Raw genomic sequence first — 25,017 nt, 5'->3', positions numbered from 1 at the left:
CCGCCGTTGCCGAACAAAAATCCGCCATTTCCGCCGGCGCCGCCGGTGCCACCGGCGCCACCCGTCCCGCCCGAACCACCGCTGCCGATCAGACCTGCCGATCCGCCGGCCCCGCCGGCCGCTCCGGACGCTGTGCTGGCGCCGCCGACGCCTCCGTTGCCGTACAACCACCCTCCGGCCCCGCCGGCCGTCCCCATACCCTGGGCATTGGTGGTGCCAGCGGCGCCGTTGCCGATCAGCGGACGCCCCGTCAGCATCTCGCTGGGCGCATTGACCGCGTTGAGCAACCCGTGCTGTGCGTTGGCGATCTCGGTGCCGGCATAGGCGCTCGCGCCCGTGTTGAGGGACTGTACGAACTGGGCGTGGAACGCGGCCGCGCGGCTGCTCAGCGCTTGGTAGTCCCGGGCGTACCCGGAAAAAAACGTCGCGGCGGCCGCTGACACCTCGTCTGCACCCGCGGCCGCCAGCCCGGTCGTCGAAAGCCCTGCCGCGGCGTTGGCCATGGTGACCGTCGAACCGAGCCTTGCCAGATCCGCCGCCGCCGCCTCCACCAGTTCCGGCGCGGCGATCACGAATGACATCCAGTACCCCTATCCGCTGTTGCTCATGTTGCCGACGCCCGACGCCGGATGGCATGAGTCGCCGGAATCTCGTCGGGTTGTCGCTCAGTAGTCATGCGCCGGCGCCGAAAAGTTCCGGGCGGCAGAGTGATCTGTGACCAACGGCCCCAATGCCGCAGCGGTCCGCGCGCTCGCCCGGACGCGATCACCAAGCTCGTCGGCAAGGAAGATTTGGTGCGGGGTTCAGCCAGTCTGGTCGTCGCGCTGCGCGGCTGCGAGCAGGTCGTCGCGGGCGCGCGCGACGCGAGAGCGGACAGTGCCGATCGGACATCCGCAGACCGAGGCCGCCTCGGCGTAGGACAGCCCGAGCACTTGCGTCAGAACCAGAGCATCCCGGCGATCGGCGTCCAAACCGTCGAGAAGCATCCTGATCTCAACCACGTCTTCGAACCGGGCGGCGCCGGAGCGGCTGTCGAGCAGACTCTCCATGTCGACGACGTGGCTGGTGCGCGGTCGTCTCTGGTTGTGACGGATCTGGTCGATGACGACGCGACGGGCGATGGACAGCAGCCAGGTCCGCGCCGACGAGCGGCCGGTGAAACTCGGCAGTGACCGCAGCGCGCGCAGGAAGGTCTCCTGGGTCAGGTCATCGGCGCTGGCGGGATCGGCCAGGAATGCCACGACGCGCCAGACGTCGCGCTCGGTGGCCTTGATGAAGCTTTCCAGGGCGGCGGAATCGCCGCGGCCGGCGGCCAGCGCCAGCGAGGTGACCTTGTCGTCGTCACCGCGCTCGCCCACGTCGGTTGACACTACTCGGTCATCGACGGGCGTTTCCGCGCGCCGGGCAGCACGATGCGGTCCGCGCGGCGCCCGGTCGGTGCTGCCGGCCGCCTCGGCCGGGTAGCTTGGGCAGGAGAGAGTGGTGAATTTCGCCTGCTCGGGAACTCATGACGCTGGTGCAGCGACTAGCTGTAGTACGGCAAATCGAGGAGGGCCATGACGCTCACAGTTGCGGCTGGGTCCCACGCGCCACAGGCACGCCGGATCGAGCTGGACGTGTCGGGGATGTCGTGCGCCGCATGCGCCGCCCGGGTGGAGAACAAGCTCAACAAGGTCGACGGCGTGCAGGCGTCGGTGAATTACGCCACCCGGGTCGCCACCATCGACGCCCAGGAGGGGGTCGTCACCGAGGACCTGTGCGAGGTGGTGCGCCGGGTCGGATACGAGGCTGCGCCGCGGTCGCACCGGGCGGTGGACCGGGTCGACCCGGATGAACTGCACGCCCGTAGCCTGCTGCGGCGACTTCTGGTCGCCGCGGTCCTGTTCATGCCGCTTGCCGACCTGTCGGTGGTGTTCGCCGTCGTGCCCAGCATGCGCTTCCCGGGATGGGCATGGGTGCTGACCGCGCTTGCTGCGCCGATCGTGACCTGGGCGGCCTGGCCGTTCCACCGCGTCGCGCTGCGCAACGCCAGGCACGGCACCACCTCGATGGAGACACTGATCTCGTTGGGAATCACCGCCGCCACGGTGTGGTCACTGAGCACAATTTTCGGCACCAGCCGGCACCGCGAGGTTCATGGGGTGTGGCAGGCGGTGCTGTCCAGCGACGCCATCTATCTGGAAGTGGCCGCCGGTGTCACGGTGTTCGTGCTCGCCGGGCGTTATTTCGAGGCACGCGCGAAATCGAGGGCGGGCAGTGCGTTGCGCGCCCTCGCGGCACTGAGCGCCAAGAACGTCACCGTCGTGCTGCGCGACGGCAGCGAGATGGTCATCCCCGCCGACGAACTCAAAGAGCAGCAGCGCTTCGTCGTCCGGCCGGGGGAGACGATCGCCGCAGACGGCCTGGTGGTGGATGGCACCGCAGCGATCGACATGAGCGCGATGACCGGGGAGGCCAGACCGGTGCGCGCACACCCGGGAGCCAGCGTGATCGGCGGCACGATCGTCTGCGACGGCCGGCTCATCGTCGAGGCAGCCGCGGTCGGCGCCGACACCCAGTTCGCGGGAATGGTCCGCCTGGTCGAGGAGGCGCAGGCGCAGAAAGCCGATGCACAACGGCTGGCCGACCGCATCGCCGCGGTTTTCGTCCCCGTGGTCTTCGCCATCGCGGCGCTGGCGGCGGCGGGCTGGGCGCTCGCCGGCGCCGGACCTGACCGCGTGTTCTCCGTCGCCCTGGCCGTGCTGGTGATCGCCTGCCCGTGCGCGCTGGGGCTGGCCACACCGACGGCGATGATGGTGGCCTCGGGGCGCGGTGCCCAGCTGGGCATCTTCCTGAAGGGCTACCGGGCGCTGGAGACCATCCGCGCCGTCGACACCGTGGTGTTCGACAAGACCGGGACGCTGACCACCGGCCGGCTCGCGGTCACCGAGATCGTCGCCGCGGACGGATGGGATCCCGCCGACGTGCTCGATCTGGCGGGCGCCGTCGAGGCCGCCTCCGAGCATGCCGTCGCGACGGCGATCGTGGCGGCGACCGAGGATCGCCGGCCGGTCGCCGACTTCGCGGCAATCGCGGGGAGTGGAGTCACCGGGACGGTCGGGGAACACCGCGTCGCGGTCGGACGCCCCGCCTGGGTGTCACGCCGGCTCCCCGTCCCCGTCGCTGTCGAAAGGGCCCGCCGGGACGGCGAAAGCCGGGGCGAGACAGTGGTTTTCGTCTCCGTCGACGACGCGGTCCGCGGGTCGATCGCGGTGGCCGACGGTGTCAAGGAGTCCGCGGCCGACGCGGTCGCGGCGCTGCATCAGCGCGGGCTGCGCACGGTGCTGCTCACCGGGGACAACGCCGCCGCCGCGGGAGCGGTGGCGGCGCAGGTCGGCATCGACGAGGTGATCGCCGAGGTGCTGCCCGAGGGCAAGGTCGATGTCATCGAGCAATTGCGCGACCGCGGCCGGGTCGTCGCGATGGTCGGCGACGGCATCAACGACGGGCCCGCCCTGGCGTCCGCAGACCTGGGGCTGGCCATCGGACGCGGCACCGACGTGGCGATCGGGGCCGCCGACATCATCCTGGTCCGCGACAGCCTCGACATCGTGCCGCAAGCGCTCGATCTCGCGCGGGCCACGCTGCGCACCATCAGGATCAACATGGTGTGGGCGTTCGGGTACAACATCGCCGCGATACCGATCGCCGCGGCCGGACTGCTGAATCCACTCATCGCGGGCGCGGCGATGGCGTTCTCGTCGTTTTTCGTGGTGTCCAACAGCCTGCGGCTGCGCAACATCGGCACGTCCGGCGAACCCGCGGCATCAGCCGTCAGTGGCGGTTCCGCGACAGCTCCTTGAGCATCGCATTGTAGGCGTCGAGGTCGTCGTCGTAGGCAGCCTCGGCGTGGCGATCGCTGCGCGACGCGGCGCGCCGATCCTGCTGCGCCCACTGTGTCACCAGTGCGATGATCACCACGAGAATGGGCAGTTCGCTTGAGCCCCAGGCGATCGCCCCACCCATGTGTTGGTCGCCGATGATGCTGGACAGCCACGGCAGGTCGACGTACGAGTAGAAGCGGCCGCCAACGGTCGACGTCATCGTCATCAGCGCGATACCGAAGAACGCGTGAAACGGCATGACCGCGAACAGCACACCCAGCCGGCCGATGAACGGTAGCCGGCGTGGACCCGGATCGACGCCGATGAGGCCCCAGAAGAACAGGTATCCGGTGATCAGGAAGTGGAGGCTCATGAACTCGTGGCCCCAGTGGTAGCGCACGAGTGTGTCGAAAATCGGCGTGAAGTAGACGACGTACAAGGAGCCGACGAAGAGCACAAAGGCGGTGACCGGGTGGGAGATGAATCTCGTGACCGGTGAGTGCACCAGCCACACCAGCCATTCTCGAGGGCCCGGGGGACGACCGCTGCCTGCCGCCGGGAGCGCCCGCAACGCGAGGGTGACCGGGGCTCCCAGCACGAGGAACACCGGGATGAACATGTTGTCGGCCATGTGCTCGCCCATGTGAACGCTGAACATCGCCGAGCCGTATGCCCGCACACCCGACCCCGTGAAGAACACCAGCGCCAGACAGCCGATCAGCCAGCCGGCCGACCGTCCCGGAGGCCAGGTGTCGCCGCGCCGCCGCAAGCGCACCACCCCGGCGACGTAGAGCACCGCCAGGACGAGTGCCGCCGTGCCCATGAACGTGTCGAATCTCCAGAATGTCACCAGCCGCAAGGCACTCGGCGGGCGGGGGAGCTCATAGCCGAGAAAGACATCCCACCCGGTGAATGTGTGCGCCAGCAACCCCGGGGCGGTCTGGACCGCCATGGCGGAGACTGCGGCCACTGCCGTGATGCTTGCCAGCGCACCCGCCAACGCGGTTGCGCGGCCCGCGCCACGGCGGCCGGCCCGCGATCTGATGAGGACCGCCAGGTCTGCGAGCCAGACCAGGGCCAGCGCGACCGCGCCCAGCAACGCCAACCGCCCGTAGTCGGAGCCGGTCGGAGAAGTCGGGGGCAGCATCACCGACAGCAGAAGCGCGCCGTAGAGCAGCGCGACGGCCCCGCTGGTCAGTTCGAGCAGCAGCACCCGCCGCTGCAACGAGCCGCTCGGTGGCGCCAGCATGGCGCATACCTTCATTCCGGTGAGCACACCGACGGCAACTGCGAAGACGATCACCGCGCTGGTCGCGTAGTCGTGGTTCGGCCCCTGCCCGGCGTTGCCGCTGACCGGCACGGCGATCACTCCGACCAGCGAGGGAATCAGCAGCACCACATGCCACACCCAGCGCACAGTGAGCCGCAGTGCCAACGCGGCAACACCAGAAAATATGGCGACGGCGATCCAGCCCCGCGCCATCTCCGAGGCGCCGAGGGCGACGCCGAACGCCTCGGGGCCGGCCAGCCGGGAAACCGCGATCCCCGAGTCGTCGGCCGCCTGGATCGGGATCATCGCCGCTGCGGAGACCAGCCACACCAATGCCACCCGCTCGGCAAAGCGATGGAGACCGAACGAGTCGGCGTCCAGGACGCCCCGGTCATCGGGGTGTGCCGTCGTGACGATGTAGACGAGGGCGCCGATGACCAGCGCCCCGGACAGTGTGGCGGTGAAATAGCCGACCGTCTCCGCCAGCGTGGTCACCCAGCCCGGAAACGAGTCACCCGTCGCGACGAAGCGTCGGTTTCCCGATGCCACGGTGTAGCCGGCGGTCGCGCCCACCATGGCGAGATAGCCGGCAAGTAGCGCGAATCCGCCCGCGCGTCGTGAGGCCGCTCGACTCTTGCCCATCGTCGTCGCCTTCCGCCGCCCGGCAAACTGTGACGACAAGTCTACGACTTTTGGTAGTACAAGAGGGGGTTCCGGTGCGATGCGTCAGGCGGCGGAGCCGTCCGTCGGATAGAGATGCCCGCGGCGCCGCCCCCGAGTGGCGTTTGCGGGTAACACGAGATCGTCGCCTGGTGCCGGCGCCGCGTCCGACCGGGGACTGGGCTCGGGTCGAAGTGCTGCGCGCCAGACGAGCAGCGCCAATGCGGTGCCGACGAGAACCGGCAGGTGGGTCAGAATCCGCAGGAGGGTCACCGCACCCGAGGTCAGGTCGTTGATGACGAATCCAGCGAGGGCGGCGCTGAAAACCGCCAGCACGGCGGCCAGCCCGGCGGCAGCGGCGGGGCGCAGCGCCGCGACGACCATGGCCACGCCCAGCGCGGCCGTCCAGGCGGTCGACTCGTGGAGCAGGTGGCCGTGGGTCGGCATTCCCACGTCGGCGCCGAACCCCTGCGCGGCGCCCAGTCCGATCTGCAGCGCGCCCACCACCCCGAGCGCCCACCGCGGCCCCGCCACCGCGGCCCACACCTGAAGGCGGGTCCGGGTCGGGGTCCGGTCGCGCGGCGTCGGCGCGGCGACGACCTGCGATCGGCCGACGAGCCGGCGCAACTGCTGGGTCTGCTCGACGGCCCGGGAATACCAGTCGCGGCAGCCGGCGCACGACGCGACGTGCTCGTCGACCCGCGATGCGGGGACGGGTTCGCGTTCCCCGTCGATCCGCGCCGACAGCGCCTCGCGCGCGACGTCACAGTTCACGTATCAATAGTCGCGCACGCGCACCTTTTTGTTCCCGCCGGGCAACGGGCCCGGGCGCGCGCCCGCTAGGCCGCCGACTCGGGCTCGGCGAGCTCGTCGAGGTCGGGCAGCGGGCGGCGGCAGATCTCGGCGGCCTCGTCGGCGGGCACGCCGAACATCACCAGCACGTCGCGGGTCACGCGATCGGCCGCCTCGCCGCCGTCGCGGTCGGGCTGGTCGTACAGCAGTTGGCCGAGACCCATCAGCGCACCGCCGGCCGCCGCCAGGGCGAGCGCGGGGTCGTCGACGCCGAACCGGCCGGCGCGCATCCCGGCCTCGATATCGCGCAGAGCGCGTGGGGCCAGGCCGCGGTCGGCCGAGATCAGCTTCAGCCCGGTGTTGAGCAGCACCTTGCACGTTTCCGGGCGCCGCCAGAACATCCGCCCAACCAACCGGAAGCTTCGGGCGAACGTCTCGGCCGGGTCCTCGCCTTCGGCGGACAGCTTGTCGAGCACCGCGCCGAGGTCGTCGAGCGCCTCGTTGACCGCGGCCTGAAACAGCTCTTCCTTGCTGTCGAAGTGGTTGTAGAACGACCCCATCCCGACGTCGGCGGCCTGGGTGATCTCCAGCACCGGCACGTTGAGCTTGCCGGCGGCGACGAAGGCCTGCCCGGCGCGGATGAGCGCCGCGCGGGTGCGCATCTTGCGCCGCTCCAGACGGTTGTCGGCGGCGGGTCGCGCCTCGGCCATGAGCCGAGATTAGCAGAAAACATCACTTGTGATGATTTCGTCAAAAGCTATTGACTGAGGTTGTCCTCGTAAGTGATGATTTCGTCAGTCAACTCCAGGAGACGCCGTGACACAGCACGTCGACGCCCACAAAGACCTGCACAGCCCGCGCTGGTGAAGGTGCCCGGCGGTGTCACTGTGGTGGCCGTGCTCATCGCCGCGCCGGTGCTCGGGGCGTTGATCGCCACCCCCGTCGCCGCCGCGCTGCAGCTACTGGTCTGCGAACTGCTTTTCCCCACGCTCGACGAAGCATGATCGCCGGCGCGGCGCCGCGACCTTGACCGCACATTCGCCGCGCCGGTGCGTCGGGCACTCGGCGCGACCATCAGGGCGTGGGAGATCCGTACAGTCCCGGACCGGTGAAGCGGAGCTGTTCCAGAAACGAGCGAGCGGACACATACGCGGCCTCGATCAACTCGGTGGTGTGCGTGAAGTCAAGTGGCGAGAACAGTCTGGGCGCGGGGCCGGGAAGGTACACGACCGGAACCCCGGCGGCGATGACGGGAGCCTCGAGTACGGACTGTGCCCGCATCGATACCATCGCCCAGTAGAGCAGAATGTCGGCAATCGTGTCGGTCGAACCCGGCAGCTGGCCAGGAAAGTTGCAGTCGAGCACAACCAACGAGCGTGCCCCCATCTCGACCGCTTGCCGCATCGGGACGTTGGCCACCAGACCGCCGTCGTAGAGCTGGTGGCCATCCAGGTCGACAGCTGGGTAGATCCCGGGGACCGCCGCGCTGGCCAGCAGCGCCGGCAGCAGCGGACCGTCACGCACGACGTATGGCCGAGCGGTGGCGATATCTGTCGTGACCACGGCGAACGGCAGTTGCAGGTCGGCGAATGTCGTTGCCTGTCCGATGAAGTCGGCGATCACAGCGGCCAGCCCGGTGTTGGGGAACAGGTGCGTCTTGACTTTCTGCAGTAGCAGGGCTTGGGCGATCAAACCGCCCGGGAACACCTGATCTCGCGTCATTCGCGCCCACACGTGCGAGAGCCGATTCACCGCACCCCTCGGGTCCGCGGCGATGACCGCGCCGTTGAGCGAGCCAACCGAGGTTCCGGCGACGAGATCGGGAGTGACCTCGTACTCGCTGAGGGCCTGCAGCATGCCCACCTGGATCGCGCCAAGGCTGGCACCTCCGCCAAGAACGTAGCCAACCGGTCGGGGCAGCCCGTCCAGCCCACGCACCTGACCATCCATCCGATCAGGCTAAAGCACCCAGTCACAACGACCGGACCGTGGCCGGTGGAGAAGGTTTTCAGTGACCCGGCGGGCGGGAACATCGAGTGGCGAGACGATTCTCGTTCTGGTCGAACACGAGTGATGCGTGCGATTCGAAGACGTCATCGGTGACGTCCGCGCCGTCGAGCCGGACCTGGTCACGCACCCGGCGAATAGTTCCGTTTCGGGTCCCAGGATCACAGTCAACTTGCCGTTGGGTACGTGGTTTACGGATCCGAGGTCCCTGCGCACGGAGAAGACTGGGCAGTAGCAACCTCCTGACGGCAACCCCCGTTCAGCTGTGGCGAGGTCCCGGCCTTGCCATACCGTCCAGTCCCCAGGGGTGTAGCGTGGGACGTGCTGGGAATTTCAGCTGGTTCGGGATGAGTTCGGCTGTCCGCTGCGGAACTTCAGGAGCGTTGGCTCCGGGACCCGTACGCGCCGGTGATCGTCTGCACATCAGGATCACCATGACTGTTTCGCGGAGTTTTTCCATCCGATGTTTTTCCATTCGATCGGCCCCCATACACCCCCGAACGACGACGGTTGCCCATGACGTGGCCGCGGGTATCCTTCGGCACGGCTCACCGACAGGTGCACGGCGATGAAAACGCTGGGCATCGTGGTCGTTGTTCTGGTCGTCCTATTGCTGCTGGTGCTGGCGGTGGCGGTGCGGATCGTCAAGCAATACGAGAACGGCGTGCTGTTCCGGCTGGGCCGGGTGATCGGAGAACGCCAACCCGGGTTGCGGCTGATCATTCCGTTCATCGATGTGCTGCACCGGATTTCGTTGCGGATCGTGACGATGCCGATCCAGTCGCAGGGGATTATCACCCGCGACAACGTCAGTGTCGACGTTTCGGCGGTGGCCTATTTCAAGGTTGTCGACGCGGTGAAGTCGGTGGTGGCGATCGAGAACGTCTACGCCGCGATCGATCAGATCGCCCAAACGACGCTGCGCAAGGTGGTCGGCCAGCACACCTTGGACGAGACGCTCTCGGAGACCGACAAGATCAATCTCGACATCCGCGCGATCCTCGACGGCATCACCATCGACTGGGGCGTGCAGGTCACCCTGGTGGAGCTCAAAGACATCCAACTGCCCGACAGCATGAAACGGGCGATGGCCCGCCAAGCAGAGGCGGAGCGGGAGAAGCGTGCGAAAATCATTGCCGCCGAGGGTGAATCGCTGGCCGCTGCCGCCTTGGGTGACGCCTCGGACACGATGATGGCCCACCCGCTGGCGCTGCAGTTACGCAACCTGCAGACCCTGGTCGAGCTCGGTGTCGACAAAAACAGCACCGTCGTGTTCCCGGCGCCGTTGATGTCGACCATCGCCGAACTCGGAACCTTCCTGGCCCAGGAAAGCCGCGCCGCAATCCGACCAGAACCACAGCCACAGCCGCCGATTCCCGTTCCGCCAGCGGTGGCCAACGGAACCTCCGCCGGGGGCCGGCCGTGATCGCCGCGCTGATGTTCTGTCGTTGATCGGCTGGGGTTACTGGTTGATCTACCGCGACACGCGTGCGGGATGAAGAAGCTGTTCACCCAATTCTCCTACCCCGGAGGACCGGTCCACGCGGGATACTTGAGTACCTTCGCGACCTCCGGAACGTCCCGACGATGAAGCACCCCGACGATGACAAGTAGGCCGGCAACCAACCATGACCACTGAGGATGAGGAATTTCGAGCCGAGAACTCGGCAGCGCCGACCAACGCCGGCCCGCATGGGGACCTGAAGTCGCTGCCGATGCCCGAGCTGGAAAAACAGCTCGCGAGTTCGGTGAACGGGCTCAGCGCAGCCGAGGCCGGCAAACGCCTGATTCGGTACGGGCCGAACGAGATCGCGGAGAGGAGAACCAACCAGCTGCTGAAGTTTCTCGGTTACTTCTGGGGGCCGATCCCGTGGATGATCGAGGTCGCCGTCATCTTGTCGGGCGTGCTGCGCCACTGGCCGGATTTCGTCGTCATCCTCGTGCTGCTCGCCGCTAACGCGTTCATCGGATTCTGGGAGGAACGGTCCGCGGGCAAAGCCATCGACGCCCTCAAAGCTCAACTGGCGGTCAACGCGCGGGTACTACGCGACGGCACGTCGGTTACCCTCCCGGTGCGCGAACTCGTGCCGGGCGACGTGATCCGGCTGCGGCTCGGCGACATCGTGTCGGCCGACGCCCGCCTGCTTGACGGCGACCCGGTGGAGGTGGACGAGTCCGCGCTGACGGGGGAGTCGCTGCCGGCCAGCCGCGGGCCGGGCGACAACGTGTTCTCCGGATCGATCATGCGTCAGGGGGAGATCAGCGCCTTGGTGTACGCCACCGGTACGAATACCTACTTTGGGCACACCGCAGAACTCGTCCAAGCCGCCGACAGCGTCAGCCACTTCCAAAAGGCGGTGCTGCAGATCGGCAAGTTCCTGATCCTGCTCGCGCTGGCCATGGTGGTGCTGATCGTCGTCGTGTCGACCCTGCGCGGCAACCCGTTCCTGGGTACCGTCCAGTTCGTCCTGGTGCTCACCGTGGCGGCGATCCCGGTGGCGATGCCGACCGTGCTGTCGGTGACCATGGCCGTCGGCGCACGACTGCTCGCCAAGAAGCAGGCCATCGTCACCCGGCTGGTCGCCATCGAGGAGCTCGCCGGCGTGGACGTGTTGTGCTCGGACAAGACCGGGACCCTGACCCAGAACAAGCTGACTCTGGGCGACCCGTTCGCCGTGGACGGGGTGAGCGCCGGCGACGTCATCCTCGCCGGCGCGCTGGCCTCGCGCGTGGACGACAACGACACCATCGACCTGGCCGTCCTGGCCGGACTGACCGACCCGACGGCACTCGACGCCTACCACATGGTCCACTTCGAACCCTTCGACGCGGTCCACAAGCGCACCGAGGCCAGCGTCGAGATCGCAGGCAAGTCGTCGTTCAAGGTCAGCAAGGGCGCACCGCAGGTCATCCTCGCCCTAACCGACGACGCGGCCGAGGTGCAGGCAGCGGTGGACACCGCTGTGCAAGAGTTCGCCCAGCGCGGCTTCCGGTCGCTGGGGGTCGCCCGCGCCGACGGCGACGGACCGTGGCGGTTCCTGGGCGTGCTGCCGCTGTTCGACCCGCCCCGCGTCGACGCCAAAGAGATCATCGCGACTGCCGAACAGATGGGTGTGAAGGTCAAGATGGTCACCGGCGACGCCATCGCCATCGCCCGGGAGACCGCCAAGGCACTCGGGATGCGCGACGGGATTCTTGACGCCGCCGTGCTGGGCGGCGTCAAGGAGGAGGTGGCGGACGCCGAGGCGACGGCGATCGAAAAGGCCGACGGCTTCGCCCAGGTGTTCCCCGAACACAAGTACCGCATCGTCGATGTGCTGCAGAAGCACGGCCATATCGTCGGGATGACCGGTGACGGGGTGAATGACGCCCCCGCGCTGAAGAAGGCCGACTGCGGCATCGCCGTGTCCGGGGCGACCGACGCGGCGCGCGCCGCGGCGTCCATGGTGCTGCTGAGCCCGGGCCTGTCGGTGATCATCGACGCGATCAAGGAAAGCCGCCGGATCGTTCAGCGGATGAACAGCTATGCGATCTACCGCATCTCCGAGACGTTGCGGGTGCTGCTGTTCGTGACCGCCGCGATCCTGGTCTTCGGCTCCTTTCCCGTGACGGCGATCATGATCGTCGTCCTCGCGCTGCTCAACGACGGCGCGATCTTGTCCATCGCCTACGACAATGTGAAGTACAAGAACAGCCCCGAGGCGTGGAACATGCGCCTGGTCCTGGGGATAGCGACCGTCCTGGGTGTCATCGGGCCGGTCGCCGCGTTCGGACTGTTCTACCTGGGCGAGCACGTCTTCAAACTCGACCGGGACCAGCTGCAGACACTGATGTATCTGATGCTGTCGGTCGCCGGGTCGATGACGATCTTCCTCACCCGTACCCGCGGGCCGTTCTGGTCCATCCGGCCCAAGCGGATCCTCGTACTGGCCGTGCTCGGCGCCGAGGCCATCGCGACGCTGCTCGCCGGCTTCGGGGTACTGATGACGCCGCTCGGCTGGCAGTGGGTTGCTTTCGTCTGGGGCTACGCCATCGGCTGGGCACTGGCCACCGACCGCATCAAACTCCTCGCCTACCGCATCCTCGACCCGGTCAGACGTGACGGCGCTACCCACGGGGGAGCAGCCTCAGACGGCGACAGCTCGCCCGGTGACTCGAGTGCGCATGGTGTCGCTACCACGACGACGATCGCCACCTTCCACACCGTCACCGATTCCGCAGACCCCGTCTACCACGACAATCCCGACTGTCCCTACGGACGGGAAATCATCCGCCACAACACCGGCCAGGCCGTGTACCCGCGCAGCCCTAGCCAATTCCTGCGCCTGTTGTCACCGGCGCAGTGAGGTTTCTTCAAGGCGCCAGGCGGGCAACGCAATTGACCTCACTGAACGCGAATGCGGCGATCACTACCTGCCGCACTGCACGAGGCGTGGGTAACCCACGCCGACGGTGGTGGCAATCTCCGGTCGCCATCTGGGAAGCTGACAGTGGTCGTTGCCCCGGGTCATGGAGAGGCACACAAGCAGGAGGCGAAGTTGTCGGCGCTCTGGAAACGACTGGCGGAGGGTACCCGGGTAAAGCCGGGGTCCATGGTGGACCTGGCCAAGGACTTCGATCCCGGCCGCTACGACAAAGAGCTTCAACAAGACCACGGCGCCGCGGTGCTGGCCGATGCGAAGGCGGCGTTGCTGGATTTGCAGGACCGCTTCTTCGCCGAGGCCAACCGGTCGCTGTTGATCATCCTTCAGGCGATCGATGCGGCCGGTAAGGACGGCACGATCAAGCACGTGATGAGCGGCCTCAACCCCGAGGGGGTCGACGTGTACAGCTTCAAGGCGCCATCGGCGACCGAGCAGGCGCATGATTACCTCTGGCGCCACCAACGGTCGCTGCCGGAACTGGGCCGCATCGCGGTGTTCAACCGGTCCCACTACGAGAACGTGTTGATCACCCGGGTGCATCCCGAGACGTTGTGGCCGCGCACCGCGGTGCTCGACACAAGGAAGATTTGGCAGCGGCGGTACCGCGACATCAACGACTGGGAGCGCTACCTCACCGACAACGGGACCGTCATCATCAAGCTGTTTCTCAACGTCTCCAAGGACGAACAGGCGCGCCGGTTCCTTGAGCGCATCGACGAACCCGAGAAGAACTGGAAGTTCTCCGTCGCCGACCTACGCGAGCGCGCGTTCTGGGATGACTACCAGCGGGCCTTTCAAGACATGCTCAGCCACACCAGCACCGTCTGGGCGCCCTGGCATGTGATCCCCGCAGACCACAAATGGTTTGGCCACGTGTCGACTTCCGCGGTGCTGTTGGAGACGCTGCGGGATCTCAATCCGCAGTATCCGCAGGTCGACGCCGCTGCCAAAGCCGAGCTGGCACAGGCAAAGAAGGAGTTGCTAGGCGACGACGGTGACGCGGGCGCACAGTCGTCGTGACACGGTGGACTCGCATGCACCCACGTCGACGGGGCGCACCGACATGCCACGGACGCAACTGGACGCACCCGACATTGACCGGTGTTGTGGGCGAATGAGGAGGACGACCCGTGGCGGTTACGCTGAACCAGGCCCGTTCGGTCTACGAGCGGATCGGACGCGCCCAGGACTGGCAGGCCTTCTGTGAGGGCGCGACCATAAACCGCGTCGCGGCCAAGGCAGCCCTCACCGGGGACCAGACCATTTTCGAGTCCGGTTGCGGCACTGGCCAGTTGGCTGCGCGCCTGCCGACGGCGCTTGCCTTCCAGTGTCAACTACGTCGGGTGTCGACATCAGCCCGGTGATGGCTTGCCGCCCGGTGTGTTCGCCCGCGTGCCGGAGGCCGACGCCGTGCCCGCCTACTGCCTCGCATCGATCGACCGGAACGGCACGACGACGTGCTTCGAAGATTTCTACGGATGCTGGCCGACGCTGGGGGAGATGGATCGTGCAGTACCGGGTCATTATGGGTGTTCGGCGGCCGGCTTGAGCACTTCTGCGTTCGTGAATGTGCATGCTTGTGGCTTAGTGGGCGAAGGGCCGCTGGTTGTTGAAGTGGCCGCCGGGCTTGAGGTCGTCCAGACTGGCCAGCGCCGACATCATGTCGTCGCGCAGTGACCGGGCCAGATCGGCGGAGAACCCTTCGCGCACCACGACGCGCAGCACCGCGACGTCGGTCGCGTCGGCGGGCATGGTGTAGGCCGGCACCTGCCAGCCGTAGGACCGCAGGGCGTGGGAGACGTCGAACTCGGTGTAGCCGAAATTCCCGGCCAACCGTAGGCAGACCACCGGGATCGCCGAGCCGTCGGAGATCACCTCGAAGTGCTTGCCTTTGCGCAACTCGTCGGCCAGCCAGCGCGCCGTCGACGACAGGCATCCCATCACCTGGGTGTAGCCCGCGCGACCCAACCGCAGGAAGTTGTAGTACTGGCCGATGACCTGGTTGCCCGGCCGGGAGAAGTTCAGGGAAAACGTCGGCATGTCCCCGCCGAGGTAGTTCACCCGGAACACCAACTCCTCGGGCAGGTGTTCATGACCGCGCCACACCACAAAACCGAGGCCCGGGTAGGTCAGCCCGTATTTGTGGCCGCTGACGTTGATCGACACCACCCGTGGCAGCCGGAAATCCCACACCAGATCCGGCTGCAAAAACGGCACCACGAACCCGCCGCTGGCGGCGTCGACGTGCACGGGGACATCCACGCCGCCGCCGGCGGCCAGCGTGTCCAGGGCCGCGCAGATCTGCGCAACGGGTTCCAGCTCACCGGTGAAGGTGGTGCCCAGGATCGCGACCACGCCGATGGTGTCCTCGTCGACCGCGTTGACCACTTGCTCGGGCGTGATCACGTAGCGGCCCTTGGCCATCGGCAGGTATCTGGGCTCGACGTCGAAGTAGCGGCAGAACTTCTCCCAGACCACCTGTACGTTGGAGCCCATCACCAGGTTCGGGGTGCGGGTCCTCCAGCCGCTCTTCGCCGCGTCACCGACCCGCTGACGCCACCGCCACTTCAGCGCCAGCCCGCCCAGCATCACCGCCTCGCTGGACCCGATGGTCGACACCCCGGTGGCGGTGGTCGGGTCGTCGTCGCGCAGCCCCTCGGCATGGAACAGATCGGCCACCATCGACACGCACCGCGACTCGATGGCCGCGGTGGCCGGGTATTCGTCCTTGTCGATCATGTTCTTGTCAAATGTCTCGGACATCAGCTTGTCGGCCTCGGGATCCATCCAGGTGGTGACAAACGTCGCTAGGTTCAGCCGCGCGTTGCCGTCGAGCATCAACTCATCGTGGATGAACCGGTACGCGGCGGCGGGCTCCATATCTTCGTCGGGCAGCCTCAGTGCGGGCACCGACGTGGTGGACAGCCGCCCGGTGTAGGCGGGAGAGATCGACGGCGACAGGCTGACCTTGTATGGCATGAGAATCCTTTCGATGGTGACTTCACAACACTCCTCCGTCACCAGGCGCGAGCCCCACTCGCTGGCGCGGCACCTCTCGTCTAGACGGGGAATTATGCGGCGAAGAGGTATTCGACCGCCTGTTGAGCCTTGGCATAGGTGGGATAGGAGCCGATGGGCCAGCCCGGCGATAGTGTCGGCAGCGGTTGGCCGGCCGGGAGGCGGGATTGCCCGAGCACGTTTGTCGTGGCGTTCCTTTCGATGGTGTCAGCGCGCCGGACCCGATGGGTCGTAAGAATGCCTGCTACTCTTACCGCCTCGTCGACCTGACCGGCCCGGTCGCATCGACCCTTTGAGCCGCTCGTGGTCGCAGCGGGGCGATGTTCAGGGCAGCGGTGCTGACCAGCGCAGCAAGGTACCTCCGCCGGGAGCATCCGCGCTGGTGAGCGTGCCGCCTGCCTGCTGCGCGCGGTGATGCAACCTGCTCAAGCCACTGCCGGTGACATTGCCGGGGATGCCTCGACCGTTGTCGATAACCTCGATGCAGACGTCGTCCTCGACCTTTACCGTCACGGCAAGGCTGGTCGCGCCGGCATGCCGGACGGCGTTGCTGACCGCTTCGCGCACAACGGCTTCGGCGTGATCGGCGAGTGCAGCGTCGAGAACCGACAAGGGGCCCACGAATTGAACCGTGGTCTCCAGTTCCGATCCGCACAACTGGACGACTACCTCGTCAAGCCGCTCTCGCAGCTGGGTTATGCCCGGCACTGCGCCGTGCACGTCGAAAATGGCGACACGGATCTCCTGAATGACGCCTTGAAGATCATCAATGCTGCGGGACAGTCGCTGCTGCAGCTCGGTTGATCGCACCCGCGGAATGGCCCCATGCAATGCCAGTTCGATCGCGAAGATCCGCCGGATCACGTTGTCGTCCAGGTGCCGGGCGATTCTGTCGCGCTCATCGAGAATGTCGAGTTCACGCATCCGGCGCTGTGTGGACCCCAGCTGCCAGGCGAGCGCCGCCTGGTCGGTGAAAGCGGCCATCATGTCGAGCTGTTCGTCGCCGAACGCCCGGGCGCCGCCACGCCGCAGCGCGACCAGCACCCCGGCCACGGCATCGTTGCTGCGCAGCGGAAGCACCAGCGCTGGGCCGACATGTTGGACGCCGTCGATCGCGACGCCGAAGTTGTTGATTCGTCGAGGGATCCGCTCCACGAAGGCCTGTTCGATCGAGGTACCGGCAACAGAGATGGCATGAGCCGGCGTCGAGGTCATTGCAGCACCGGCGGTTTCCATGATCATCACATCGGCCACCTCCGACGTGGGTATGTCGTAGTTGTCTGCGACGGCGACCAATGCGAGTTCTGCGCCCGTGAGCCTGAGCGCTTGTCGGGCGATGGGCCGATATGCTGTCGCGGGCATCGGCGCTGGAGAGTTGTTCGGTTCCGACGTCACGCGTCGCTCCGCCGGTTTAACAGCAGACATGGCCATTGAGTCCCAGATCCGAGGCTCTCAGTGCAGTGGACCACCGCTTCGTCCATGCTCAGCCATCGCGCGTCGCGCGGTTCCCGGCGACCACAAAGTTGACGAAGTGGCGGGTGCGCAGACTTTGGTCGGCGGAAGGTGGATGGGTGATGGCCGCTGCACATATTGGTCACCGGCGGCTCGCTCACGGGGGCGTCGAGCAGGTCCTCGGAGGCCTTGACATCGGTTGGTGGGTCGAACCCGGGCGACTTCGCTCGGGTGACCCAGAACCGCGACCCGGTGTCGGGGCCGCAGTGCCACCCCACGGCGGCCTCTAAGGCTGCGTGTGGATCATGAATGGATTCGATCCGGGGCAGATCTAGCAGGGAAACGCCGGCGTTGGAACACAACGCAAGCGAAGTGGTCATGGTGACCTGACGTCCAGTGGATCACCGGAGTGTGTGAGGGTTCGGAGCCAATGCTCCTTGAATTAAGCGGCGGACGGCTCAACTCATCCCAGACCAGCTGATTCTCAACGCCCTTCACGCTACACCCGTTGGACTGCTCGTATCGACCTACCGAATCAATTTCGCGCCGCCTGGGGTGATTGAACCACGCACGGCGACTGTTGAGACGAATTGTTGAGAGCGCGAGGCGGCAAGCAGAGATCGAAACAAAGACGACGCTGACAAGGCCGACCGGCTGCCGGGATTTGGCTCGTTCGAACGCAGCAGGTGTCTGGTCCGGTTGCTGGCCCCGCCGGTTTCGGACGCGCGATAGTGTGGGTCTCGGTGCTGCCGACGCTATAATTGTCCTGACAACCATCTCGTGACGGTTGCGCCACAGGTAGGGCGCTGGGCTTCGGTACCGATTCCCAGCTCCGCCAAGACTATTGAGCGCAGGTATGACGGAGCTGACCGAGGACGCCGACGGGTTACCGTTGGGGTCGCTGAGCGCGGAGCAAGCCAGTGCTGATGCCGTTGACTTGCGGGGCGCGGTTGATGAGTTGGCGGGTTTGTCGGTCGACGGTCGGGGGTTGTCCGAGTTGCTGGCTGAGGTGTCGACGTTTGCGGTGCACGCGATACCGGGCGCCGAGGGCGCCGGCGTGACCTTGTTGCGGGTCGACCGGGTGGACAACATGGTGGAGGCGTTGGCCGCCAGTGCACCATTTGTCGCCGAGATCGACGAGATTCAGTACGTGACTCTCAAGGAGGGGCCCTGCATCACCGCGGCGCTGGAGCGGCGCACCGTGCGGTCCGGGTCGTTGGGCGGGGAGAAGATGTGGCCGCGATTCGGCCCCCGGGTGGGCCGCCTGGGCGTGCACAGTGCGCTGTCGTTGCCGCTACTGCTGGGCGATCAGGTGATCGGGGCGATCAATGTCTACGCCCACGGCAAAGACGTCTTCGATGAGCACGCCGCCGAACTGGGGGAGTTGTTCGCCAAGCCCGCGGCGGTGGCGGTGCACAATGCCCAGGTCCTCGCGCATGCGTTGGCGCTGGCCGCCCAGTTGCAGACGGCGTTGTCGACGCGCCCGGTGATCGATCAGGCGATCGGCTTGATCCGGGGCCGCAGCGGGCGCAGCACCGAGGAGGCGTTCACTCAGCTGCGGGCGATCAGCCAGGCCGAACACCGCAAATTGGCCGACGTGGCCCAACACATGGTCGATGAAGCCGCGCGCCGCGCCCGCGCCCGACGCGACCCGACCTGAGCCCGAACCGTCATTCGCTCCACGGCTGAACGGTCGCTGCGCGGGTGGGACGCGCGTAGGTTGGAGGGCGGGGAAACAGCAAGCACGACGGGTCCTGGCTCGCGTCGCGGCTTCCCCACCGGGCAGGGCGACTCGCCCGTTCGGCACCGGCCGGCTCGATCGGCGCTTGGGAGCGCCCAGCGGAGCAATCCTGTCATGAAGATCGGTGCGGCCCTGGCCGCCGATTTGGGCATCCTCACCGCCGCCCTGGATGAGCCCGGCGCCGATGTGCTGCACAGTCTGCAGCAATTGGGTGTCGATGCCCAGGCGGCCGTGCCCAGCTATCTCGGTCTCAGCGTGACCGTGGACGGCAGTGATCCGCAGTTGACGTTCACCACCGTTGAGGACGGCGCGGCCGAGAATGTTCGCACCTCGCTTCGGCTGACGCTGCCCGGTATCGGTGACGGCCGCGCGGCACCATTGGTTGCCCTCGTCCTCTACGCGGGCACGCCGGGAACGTTCGTCGACCTCGCCGCAGACCTGGCGTGGCTCACCGGCCGCCCGCCCAGCGACTTCGTACTCGATCAGCATCTCAGCGTCCCGGCCGGATCGGACACGGGGACATATCTACGCAACGCGTCGGTCGTCAATCAGGCGATCGGGGTCCTCATCGGCCGCGGCTACACGCCGGGGCAAGCTGATCGAGAACTGAACACCCAGGCGGATCGCGCGGGCATCGATCGACACACCGCCGCCCAATCCATCCTCGAGACGCTCACCGGCGAGGACCCGGCCGACACCGGACACGGCGAGCGGGAGCCCAACATCGGTTACTAAATTAAGTCATGGATTACCCACGCTGCTTGTTTGGGGCGAGCAGGACCGGATCATTCCTGTCGCCGACGGCTACGCCGCTCACGACGCCGTGCCAGGTAGTCGAATTGAGGTGCTCCCCGGTATCGGGCACTTCCCACATGTCGAGTCCCCGACAGCGGTCGTGGACATCCTCGACGACTTCATCGTCACCACCGCGCGAGATCGCGAGCTGACGAATCGAAAAACCTGATCAGAACCGAGATGCGGCGAAGTGTCGACTGCCAAGATCCGGCCCACATGGCGCTTGACAATTGCTCCCGCGGGGTGGAACCTCAGCTGAGTTGAGACTCTCAACCAGTTCGGGATGAGGTCAGCTGTCCGCTGCTGTCCTCTGAGAGCAGTAGCTCGCGCCGAACAGACCGGTGGCAACCGCATGTCGGGGATCACCATGAATACTCCGCCCGCCCCCTCCGTGCTGCCAGAGGGTGGCTTTCTTTCCCAGCCCTGGCAGGGTCACACCGCACGGTTAGTCAGTCGTCGGCTCAGGTCGTCGGTAGCTGTCATCAGCGCCCACGGCGACATCGACGCATCCAATGCTGACATTCTGACCGACTACACGCTAGGGCATCTGATGCGTTGCCGCGGGCTGATCCTTGATCTGCGCGAGCTGGAGTTCTTTGGGACCGAGGGTTTCTCGGCACTGCACAGGGTCTCCGTCTGCTGCGCGCACGTCGGCATCGGCTGGGCAACAGTGTTCGGTGCGGCAGTGTCCCGGGTGCTGCGAATCGGCGACCCACAGGGCTTGCTACCCGCCGCCAGCACGCTCGAGGCAGCGATAACCATCATCCAAAGCCGGCCTCACCGTCCGCCACAGCTCATCGCGACCCGCAAGGATCTCGGACAATCCTCGAGATGCGATCGCACGGTGTGCCTGGTGTGCGGCGGTACACAACAGGTCCGGCAGGAACAACGCACCTTGACAGAAGCAATCGCCAAGCTCGATGGTCCGGCGTTGACGGTGGTCGACCCTGGGTTTCGAAGATGCAAAATCTGAGGTTGTGGAGTGCGGCGCCGGAAAGAAATGTCGAGTCCGCGTCGATCTCGGCGGTTAACGTGTTGCGTCCCATGCTTGGTCGCGTTGTGTGCCTCCGATGATCAGTTCGCCGCCTTGGACCCGGTTGGCTTCACAGGATCGGGGTTACTGCAAACCGGGCCGGGGCAAGGTCATTACTCCGGCTCGTCGCCGGAGTGGCCCGCCTACTCGCTGTCCACGGTTCGTTGCTGGGGCTGGGCGTCGTGGCTTGTGTCCGATTGTCGATAGTGGCCGTCGGTGAGGTCGTGGTGCCAGGTTGTTTCCCCCGGCGCCGGCAGCCCGGCCCCGCGCAGCTCGGTCGACAGCGGACGATAGGAGGGCGTAAGCGAGATGCGGTCAACAATGTGGACGATGGCGGGACGCTGGTGACGGGGGAGGACGCTCAACGCCGTGGTCAGGTCGGCCGCGGTGAGGACGCCGTCCTTGCCCAGCGTCACGGCCGCGACCGCCACGTCATGCGTGTCGGTCGGGACGGGATAGACGACGGCCAGGTCGGTCCCGGTGATGTCGCCGAGGGCATCGCAAATCGGTTGGCAGAACACGGGTCCGCGCCGGGACTGGATCACGGTGTTCCTGTGGTCGACGAACCAGTAGTCGCCGTCGCTGTCGCGGCGAAACAGGTGGTTCGTGGTGATCCACGTGTCTCCCGCGGCGAATACACCGCGCATCGAGCCGATCGCGGCATCGAGTCCGGAGCGTGGTTTCGCCAGCAGCACGCCCACCTCGTCGTCCGCGCAGGGCCGCACGAACCCGTGTTCATCCTCGCTGAACCGGCCCGTCGCGGCGTCGTAGCCGGCGAGCCGAATTTCGGCGCTGCCCGGCAGCGGCCGACCCTTGGCCCCGGTCTTCGTGCCGGTGATATTGGCCAGCACGGCGTCCCCTTCGGTGGAGGCGTAGAACTCCAGCACGCGGGCCGGAGCGAATCGGTCGATTACCTTCTGCCACAGCCCGATCGGCATTCCGGCTCCGATGAACAGGCGGATCGGATGATGTTCTGCGAGGTCTGGCGACGCCGCCTCCACCAGCTCGCGCAGCATTGCCCAGGTGTAGGACACCACCGTGACCCCGTAACGGTGCACCTCGTCGGCGAACCGCGTCGGGTCGACGCCCCGGGTCAAGGCGATGCGCGAGCCGCCGGCGACCGCGCCCCCGAGGGCGATCATCAGACCCGACGGATGGTGCAGCGGGGTCAGGCAATAGATCGTGTCGCCGCGCCCGAGCGCGGCGGCAGTGGCCGTGCCGTACGCCGACAGCGCCCACCGATGATTGGTGACCTCCTTGACCACCCGGCGTCCGCCCGTCGTGCTGAAGAACACGAAGGCGAGTTCGCTTGCCCGGCCCGGGTTCGGCCGATACCACCGGGGCAGCGGCGCACCGGACGGGTCGAGGCGGTCCAGCTCGACGACCCGTCCCGGTGCCGTCCGGCCCAGGCCGCCGGTGGGAAGGTGGCCGAGGACGAGCACCCTGGCGTCGGTTGCAGTGGCCGCCGCGAGATGGTCCGGGTCGGTGACGATGTCGGACACCTCGCACAGCTGGACGGCCGCGGCGAGATCCTCATCCGGGGGTAGCAGCACCGCCACCGCGCCGAGCCGCGACAGTGCCGCGATCGCGGCCACGGCGCTGGGGCTGGGGCTGGTGCCCATCAACACACCGACGTTGGCTCCCTGACGGATACCGACGGCGATGAGACCGCGCACCGCGTCGTCGATGCTGCGATCAACTGCGGCGTTGGTGTGCACCCGATCCTCGAAGAGGAAACATTCCTCCTCAGGCGCTCTGCTGGCCTGTTCGGCCATCAAGCTGCCCAACGACACCCGGGTATGGGGCTGCAGCCGTCCGAGGCGGGCGAGCCGGGGCAGGGTACGTAGCGCCTCCCCGGCGATCTCCCCGCCGCTGCGCGCCGCACCCACCGTGGCGCCGGCCAGCCCCAGCCCCACGCCGATACCCAATTCGGCCAGCGCACCCGCCGAGTGAGCGATACGCGCCGAGAGCCCGGCGGCGCCGTCGCCCCCGGCGTCAGGGTCGGCCTGCATCGGACGAACGCCGTCGGGCCTGGGCCCCCGACCGTCTTGCCACAGCACCCATTGGCCCACGGTGGGCCAGGTGCGCGTGGCGGCGGTCGATCCGACAACGAGCCCGAAGTGCCCCGCCCGCAACAGCACCTCGGACACCTCGGCTCGGGGGGCGGCCCGCCGGATACCTCGCACGGATGCGGGTTGGCCGATATCGTCGATCTCGCCGATGAAAGCAACGACCGGACAGGTGATTTCCGCGAGCGTGATCAACGTGCCGTCGATCACCGCTCCACCGGCCATCATGCGGTTATGGACCACGAACTGCCGTAACAGTTCGGCGACCGCGGGGCCCGACCATGCCACCCACCCCTCCACCTCGAGGAAGCGGCGTTGCTGTTCCCTGGGCAACAACGCCTCCCGGTCATGGAGTTGCCATAGGAAGTCCCATCTCGCCCGTACCGTCTTGATCGGGTCCAGAAGTTGAAACCCGGTACGGGCCATCTATCCGGACACGGAGAGACGGTTGAAGACGTGGTCGGCGACCAGCTGGGCGCCGCGGCCCGCCAAGGCCGCGGGAATCCCGAACGGCAGACCGCTGAGCGAATCGACGGCGCTACCGAACGTGATGACGCTGGCCAGTCCCTCGGAACGTCGGTAGGCGGCGGTCTGATAGCAGAACATGCCGCCCTGCGAGTAGCCCGCCAGATGCACCTTGCGCCCGGTGTGTGCTCGTACCGCGTCGACGGCGCGGCTCAGCGCGATCACATGGTCGCTCAACGTGCGTTCGAGCCCACGGGTTTCCCGGTCCGGTGAGCCGAAGTCCACCACCCACGGGTCCACCCCGATTTCATGCAGGACTCCGACCGCGCCCTGGTGTCTGGTGACGTCAAAAACATTGGCTGACATCATCATCGGCGGCACGAGTATTACCGGCGGCCGTGACGGATCGTTTGCCCCGTCGGGGAAGTACCGTCGCAGCCGGTACATGTCGGAGCGCTCCACGATCCGAAACGGCGACGGACGGGATCCGGTTTGAAGGCCACCGAACCGCAGCACCTCGATGCCGTTCTGCGTGGTCGCGATCGCCCGGTTCACCGGACCGGCGATCAGGCCGCTACCCCATGTCACCGATACCACATGTCACACCGACACTCCCGCTGATCACCCATCTGCTGACGTCACCCAATCGACACTACGTGAGGCGCCCTCGCGTCCGCTTCTCGAGGGGCGTTGCTGTCGTGTCCGGAATGCACACCCCTTAAAACGCCGCGGTGGTCAGCGGTGTCGTCGTGAATCGAATCGTGACCGGTTGTCGCGAAGCTTCGCCAGGGAGCATTCGGGCGTGTAGTGTTACACGGTAGAGATACTTGGCAGACAGGCCATCTAACAAGCGTTTTGACGGAGTTCCAACTCCGAAAATAACCAAAGGTGTTGTCCACCCGAGGCGTTGTCCACCAGAAGAAATGTGCACGCTCGAATTCGCTGCGGTGGTCGATGTTGTTTGCGTGTGTCTCGGAAATCGGGTGGCGGCGACTTCTTTGCCCGCTCTGGTCAATCCGGACCTGCAGTCACTCGAGGGCGGCTCGGCGCGTTTACCGCACGCGCAGGGCCGCCGCCTACGCGAAATGAGGCCACGATGGGTAAATCCGAGTACGAACAACGAGACGTCTTCGGGGGGCTCGTGCTTCAGGTGGGTGCGGGTTTCAAGGAGCATGAGCGACGCCATGTGGTGGAGGCATTGTCGACGCTCGGGCCGCACCTGGGAAGGTGGGACCCTCATGACCTGGTCGTCGATGTCTCCTTGCAGGACCGCGGCGGCAAGGAACAGCGCGTCACATTGCGCACGAGCCTGCCTGGCTTTCCGCCATTGATAGCGGTTGCTGACAACCCGGACCTAACCCGCGCCCTCGGCGAAGCAAAGCGCGAGCTGATCCGGCAGATTGAACATCAGAAGTCGCAGCGAGAACC

19 protein-coding genes and 2 pseudogenes are annotated in these 25,017 nt (G+C 66.7%); 11 read left to right on the top strand and 10 right to left on the bottom strand.

Annotated features, from left to right (window positions below; genetic code table 11):
• A partial coding sequence (locus ACOJVU_RS15055; RefSeq protein ID WP_421530512.1) for a PE family protein occupies nucleotides 1-581 on the bottom strand: 581 nt, incomplete at its 3' end.
• A gap of 222 nt (nucleotides 582-803) precedes the next feature.
• Nucleotides 804-1,358 carry an RNA polymerase sigma factor SigC gene (gene sigC / locus ACOJVU_RS15050; RefSeq protein WP_421530511.1) on the bottom strand — a complete coding sequence of 185 codons (555 nt, stop codon included), beginning with the start codon at nucleotides 1,356-1,358 and terminating at the stop codon, nucleotides 804-806.
• A gap of 198 nt (nucleotides 1,359-1,556) precedes the next feature.
• Here sigC and ACOJVU_RS15045 point away from each other — a divergent pair, with 198 nt between their 5' ends.
• Nucleotides 1,557-3,842, top strand: coding sequence for a heavy metal translocating P-type ATPase (locus tag ACOJVU_RS15045; protein ID WP_421530510.1), 2,286 nt, complete (start codon nucleotides 1,557-1,559; stop codon nucleotides 3,840-3,842).
• Here ACOJVU_RS15045 and ACOJVU_RS15040 read toward each other — a convergent pair.
• The 3 genes from ACOJVU_RS15040 to ACOJVU_RS15030 form a co-directional block, all read right to left on the bottom strand.
• The gene (locus ACOJVU_RS15040; RefSeq protein WP_421530509.1) at nucleotides 3,814-5,775 is read right to left on the bottom strand and encodes a cytochrome c oxidase assembly protein; all 1,962 of its coding nucleotides are present in this window, start codon (nucleotides 5,773-5,775) and stop codon (nucleotides 3,814-3,816) included. The genes ACOJVU_RS15045 and ACOJVU_RS15040 overlap by 29 nt on opposite strands.
• A gap of 84 nt (nucleotides 5,776-5,859) precedes the next feature.
• Complete coding sequence (locus ACOJVU_RS15035; protein ID WP_421530508.1) at nucleotides 5,860-6,567, bottom strand: zf-HC2 domain-containing protein; 708 nt, start codon at nucleotides 6,565-6,567, stop codon at nucleotides 5,860-5,862.
• A gap of 65 nt (nucleotides 6,568-6,632) precedes the next feature.
• Entirely contained in the window at nucleotides 6,633-7,295 is a 663-nt protein-coding gene (locus ACOJVU_RS15030) for a TetR/AcrR family transcriptional regulator (RefSeq protein WP_421530507.1), read from the bottom strand.
• Between the two features lie 153 nt (nucleotides 7,296-7,448).
• On the opposite strand from ACOJVU_RS15030, the gene ACOJVU_RS15025 reads away from it, so the two are divergent.
• Nucleotides 7,449-7,589, top strand: a complete 141-nt coding sequence (locus tag ACOJVU_RS15025; RefSeq protein ID WP_421530506.1) for a hypothetical protein — start codon at nucleotides 7,449-7,451, stop codon at nucleotides 7,587-7,589.
• Nucleotides 7,590-7,659: 70 nt separating this feature from the next.
• Here the strand turns inward: ACOJVU_RS15025 and ACOJVU_RS15020 are convergent, their stop codons facing one another.
• Entirely contained in the window at nucleotides 7,660-8,535 is an 876-nt protein-coding gene (locus ACOJVU_RS15020; protein ID WP_421530505.1) for a patatin-like phospholipase family protein, read from the bottom strand.
• A gap of 625 nt (nucleotides 8,536-9,160) precedes the next feature.
• Between ACOJVU_RS15020 and ACOJVU_RS15015 the strand changes: the two genes are divergently transcribed.
• From ACOJVU_RS15015 to ACOJVU_RS15000, 4 genes are all read left to right on the top strand, one after another.
• Nucleotides 9,161-10,018 carry a slipin family protein gene (locus ACOJVU_RS15015; protein ID WP_421530504.1) on the top strand — a complete coding sequence of 286 codons (858 nt, stop codon included), beginning with the start codon at nucleotides 9,161-9,163 and terminating at the stop codon, nucleotides 10,016-10,018.
• Nucleotides 10,019-10,220: 202 nt separating this feature from the next.
• A complete protein-coding gene (locus tag ACOJVU_RS15010; protein ID WP_421530503.1) occupies nucleotides 10,221-12,938 on the top strand; it encodes a plasma-membrane proton-efflux P-type ATPase in 2,718 nt (905 codons plus the stop codon).
• A gap of 192 nt (nucleotides 12,939-13,130) precedes the next feature.
• Nucleotides 13,131-14,036: a PPK2 family polyphosphate kinase gene (locus tag ACOJVU_RS15005; protein ID WP_421530502.1), complete on the top strand. Its 906-nt coding sequence runs from the start codon at nucleotides 13,131-13,133 to the stop codon at nucleotides 14,034-14,036.
• A gap of 110 nt (nucleotides 14,037-14,146) precedes the next feature.
• Nucleotides 14,147-14,380, top strand: a complete 234-nt coding sequence (locus ACOJVU_RS15000) for a hypothetical protein (protein ID WP_421530501.1) — start codon at nucleotides 14,147-14,149, stop codon at nucleotides 14,378-14,380.
• A 220-nt stretch (nucleotides 14,381-14,600) separates the two neighbouring features.
• Here ACOJVU_RS15000 and ACOJVU_RS14995 read toward each other — a convergent pair whose 3' ends face one another.
• The 3 genes and pseudogenes from ACOJVU_RS14995 to ACOJVU_RS14985 form a co-directional block, all read right to left on the bottom strand.
• Entirely contained in the window at nucleotides 14,601-15,995 is a 1,395-nt protein-coding gene (locus ACOJVU_RS14995; protein WP_421530500.1) for a glutamate decarboxylase, read from the bottom strand.
• Nucleotides 15,996-16,099: 104 nt separating this feature from the next.
• A pseudogene (locus ACOJVU_RS14990) lies at nucleotides 16,100-16,237 on the bottom strand (hypothetical protein); the annotation flags it as partial.
• A gap of 121 nt (nucleotides 16,238-16,358) precedes the next feature.
• Nucleotides 16,359-17,429 carry an ATP-binding protein gene (locus ACOJVU_RS14985; protein ID WP_421530499.1) on the bottom strand — a complete coding sequence of 357 codons (1,071 nt, stop codon included), beginning with the start codon at nucleotides 17,427-17,429 and terminating at the stop codon, nucleotides 16,359-16,361.
• A 913-nt stretch (nucleotides 17,430-18,342) separates the two neighbouring features.
• On the opposite strand from ACOJVU_RS14985, the gene ACOJVU_RS14980 reads away from it, so the two are divergent.
• The 4 genes from ACOJVU_RS14980 to ACOJVU_RS14965 all read left to right on the top strand — a co-directional run bounded on the left by ACOJVU_RS14980 (nucleotide 18,343) and on the right by ACOJVU_RS14965 (nucleotide 20,995).
• On the top strand, nucleotides 18,343-19,146 hold the full coding sequence (locus tag ACOJVU_RS14980; RefSeq protein WP_421530498.1) for a GAF and ANTAR domain-containing protein: 804 nt from the start codon (nucleotides 18,343-18,345) through the stop codon (nucleotides 19,144-19,146).
• A gap of 195 nt (nucleotides 19,147-19,341) precedes the next feature.
• On the top strand, nucleotides 19,342-19,962 hold the full coding sequence (locus tag ACOJVU_RS14975; RefSeq protein ID WP_421530497.1) for a hypothetical protein: 621 nt from the start codon (nucleotides 19,342-19,344) through the stop codon (nucleotides 19,960-19,962).
• The gene (locus ACOJVU_RS14970) at nucleotides 19,850-20,191 is read left to right on the top strand and encodes an alpha/beta fold hydrolase (RefSeq protein ID WP_421530513.1); all 342 of its coding nucleotides are present in this window, start codon (nucleotides 19,850-19,852) and stop codon (nucleotides 20,189-20,191) included. Before ACOJVU_RS14975 ends, ACOJVU_RS14970 begins: the two co-directional genes overlap by 113 nt.
• A 183-nt stretch (nucleotides 20,192-20,374) precedes the next feature.
• Nucleotides 20,375-20,995 carry an STAS domain-containing protein gene (locus tag ACOJVU_RS14965; RefSeq protein ID WP_421530496.1) on the top strand — a complete coding sequence of 207 codons (621 nt, stop codon included), beginning with the start codon at nucleotides 20,375-20,377 and terminating at the stop codon, nucleotides 20,993-20,995.
• Between the two features lie 203 nt (nucleotides 20,996-21,198).
• On the opposite strand, the pseudogene ACOJVU_RS14960 reads toward ACOJVU_RS14965, so the two are convergent.
• A pseudogene (locus ACOJVU_RS14960) lies at nucleotides 21,199-24,177 on the bottom strand (AMP-binding protein).
• 508 nt (nucleotides 24,178-24,685) lie between these two features.
• Here ACOJVU_RS14960 and ACOJVU_RS14955 point away from each other — a divergent pair.
• Nucleotides 24,686-25,017: hypothetical protein (locus ACOJVU_RS14955; protein WP_421530495.1), on the top strand; the 332-nt coding region annotated here is incomplete at its 3' end.

This window comes from Mycobacterium sp. THU-M104, assembly GCF_049197365.1.
Lineage (GTDB): Bacteria > Actinomycetota > Actinomycetes > Mycobacteriales > Mycobacteriaceae > Mycobacterium.
Note: the sequence above shows the minus strand (reverse complement) of the source record. Positions and strands in the feature narration are given on the sequence as shown.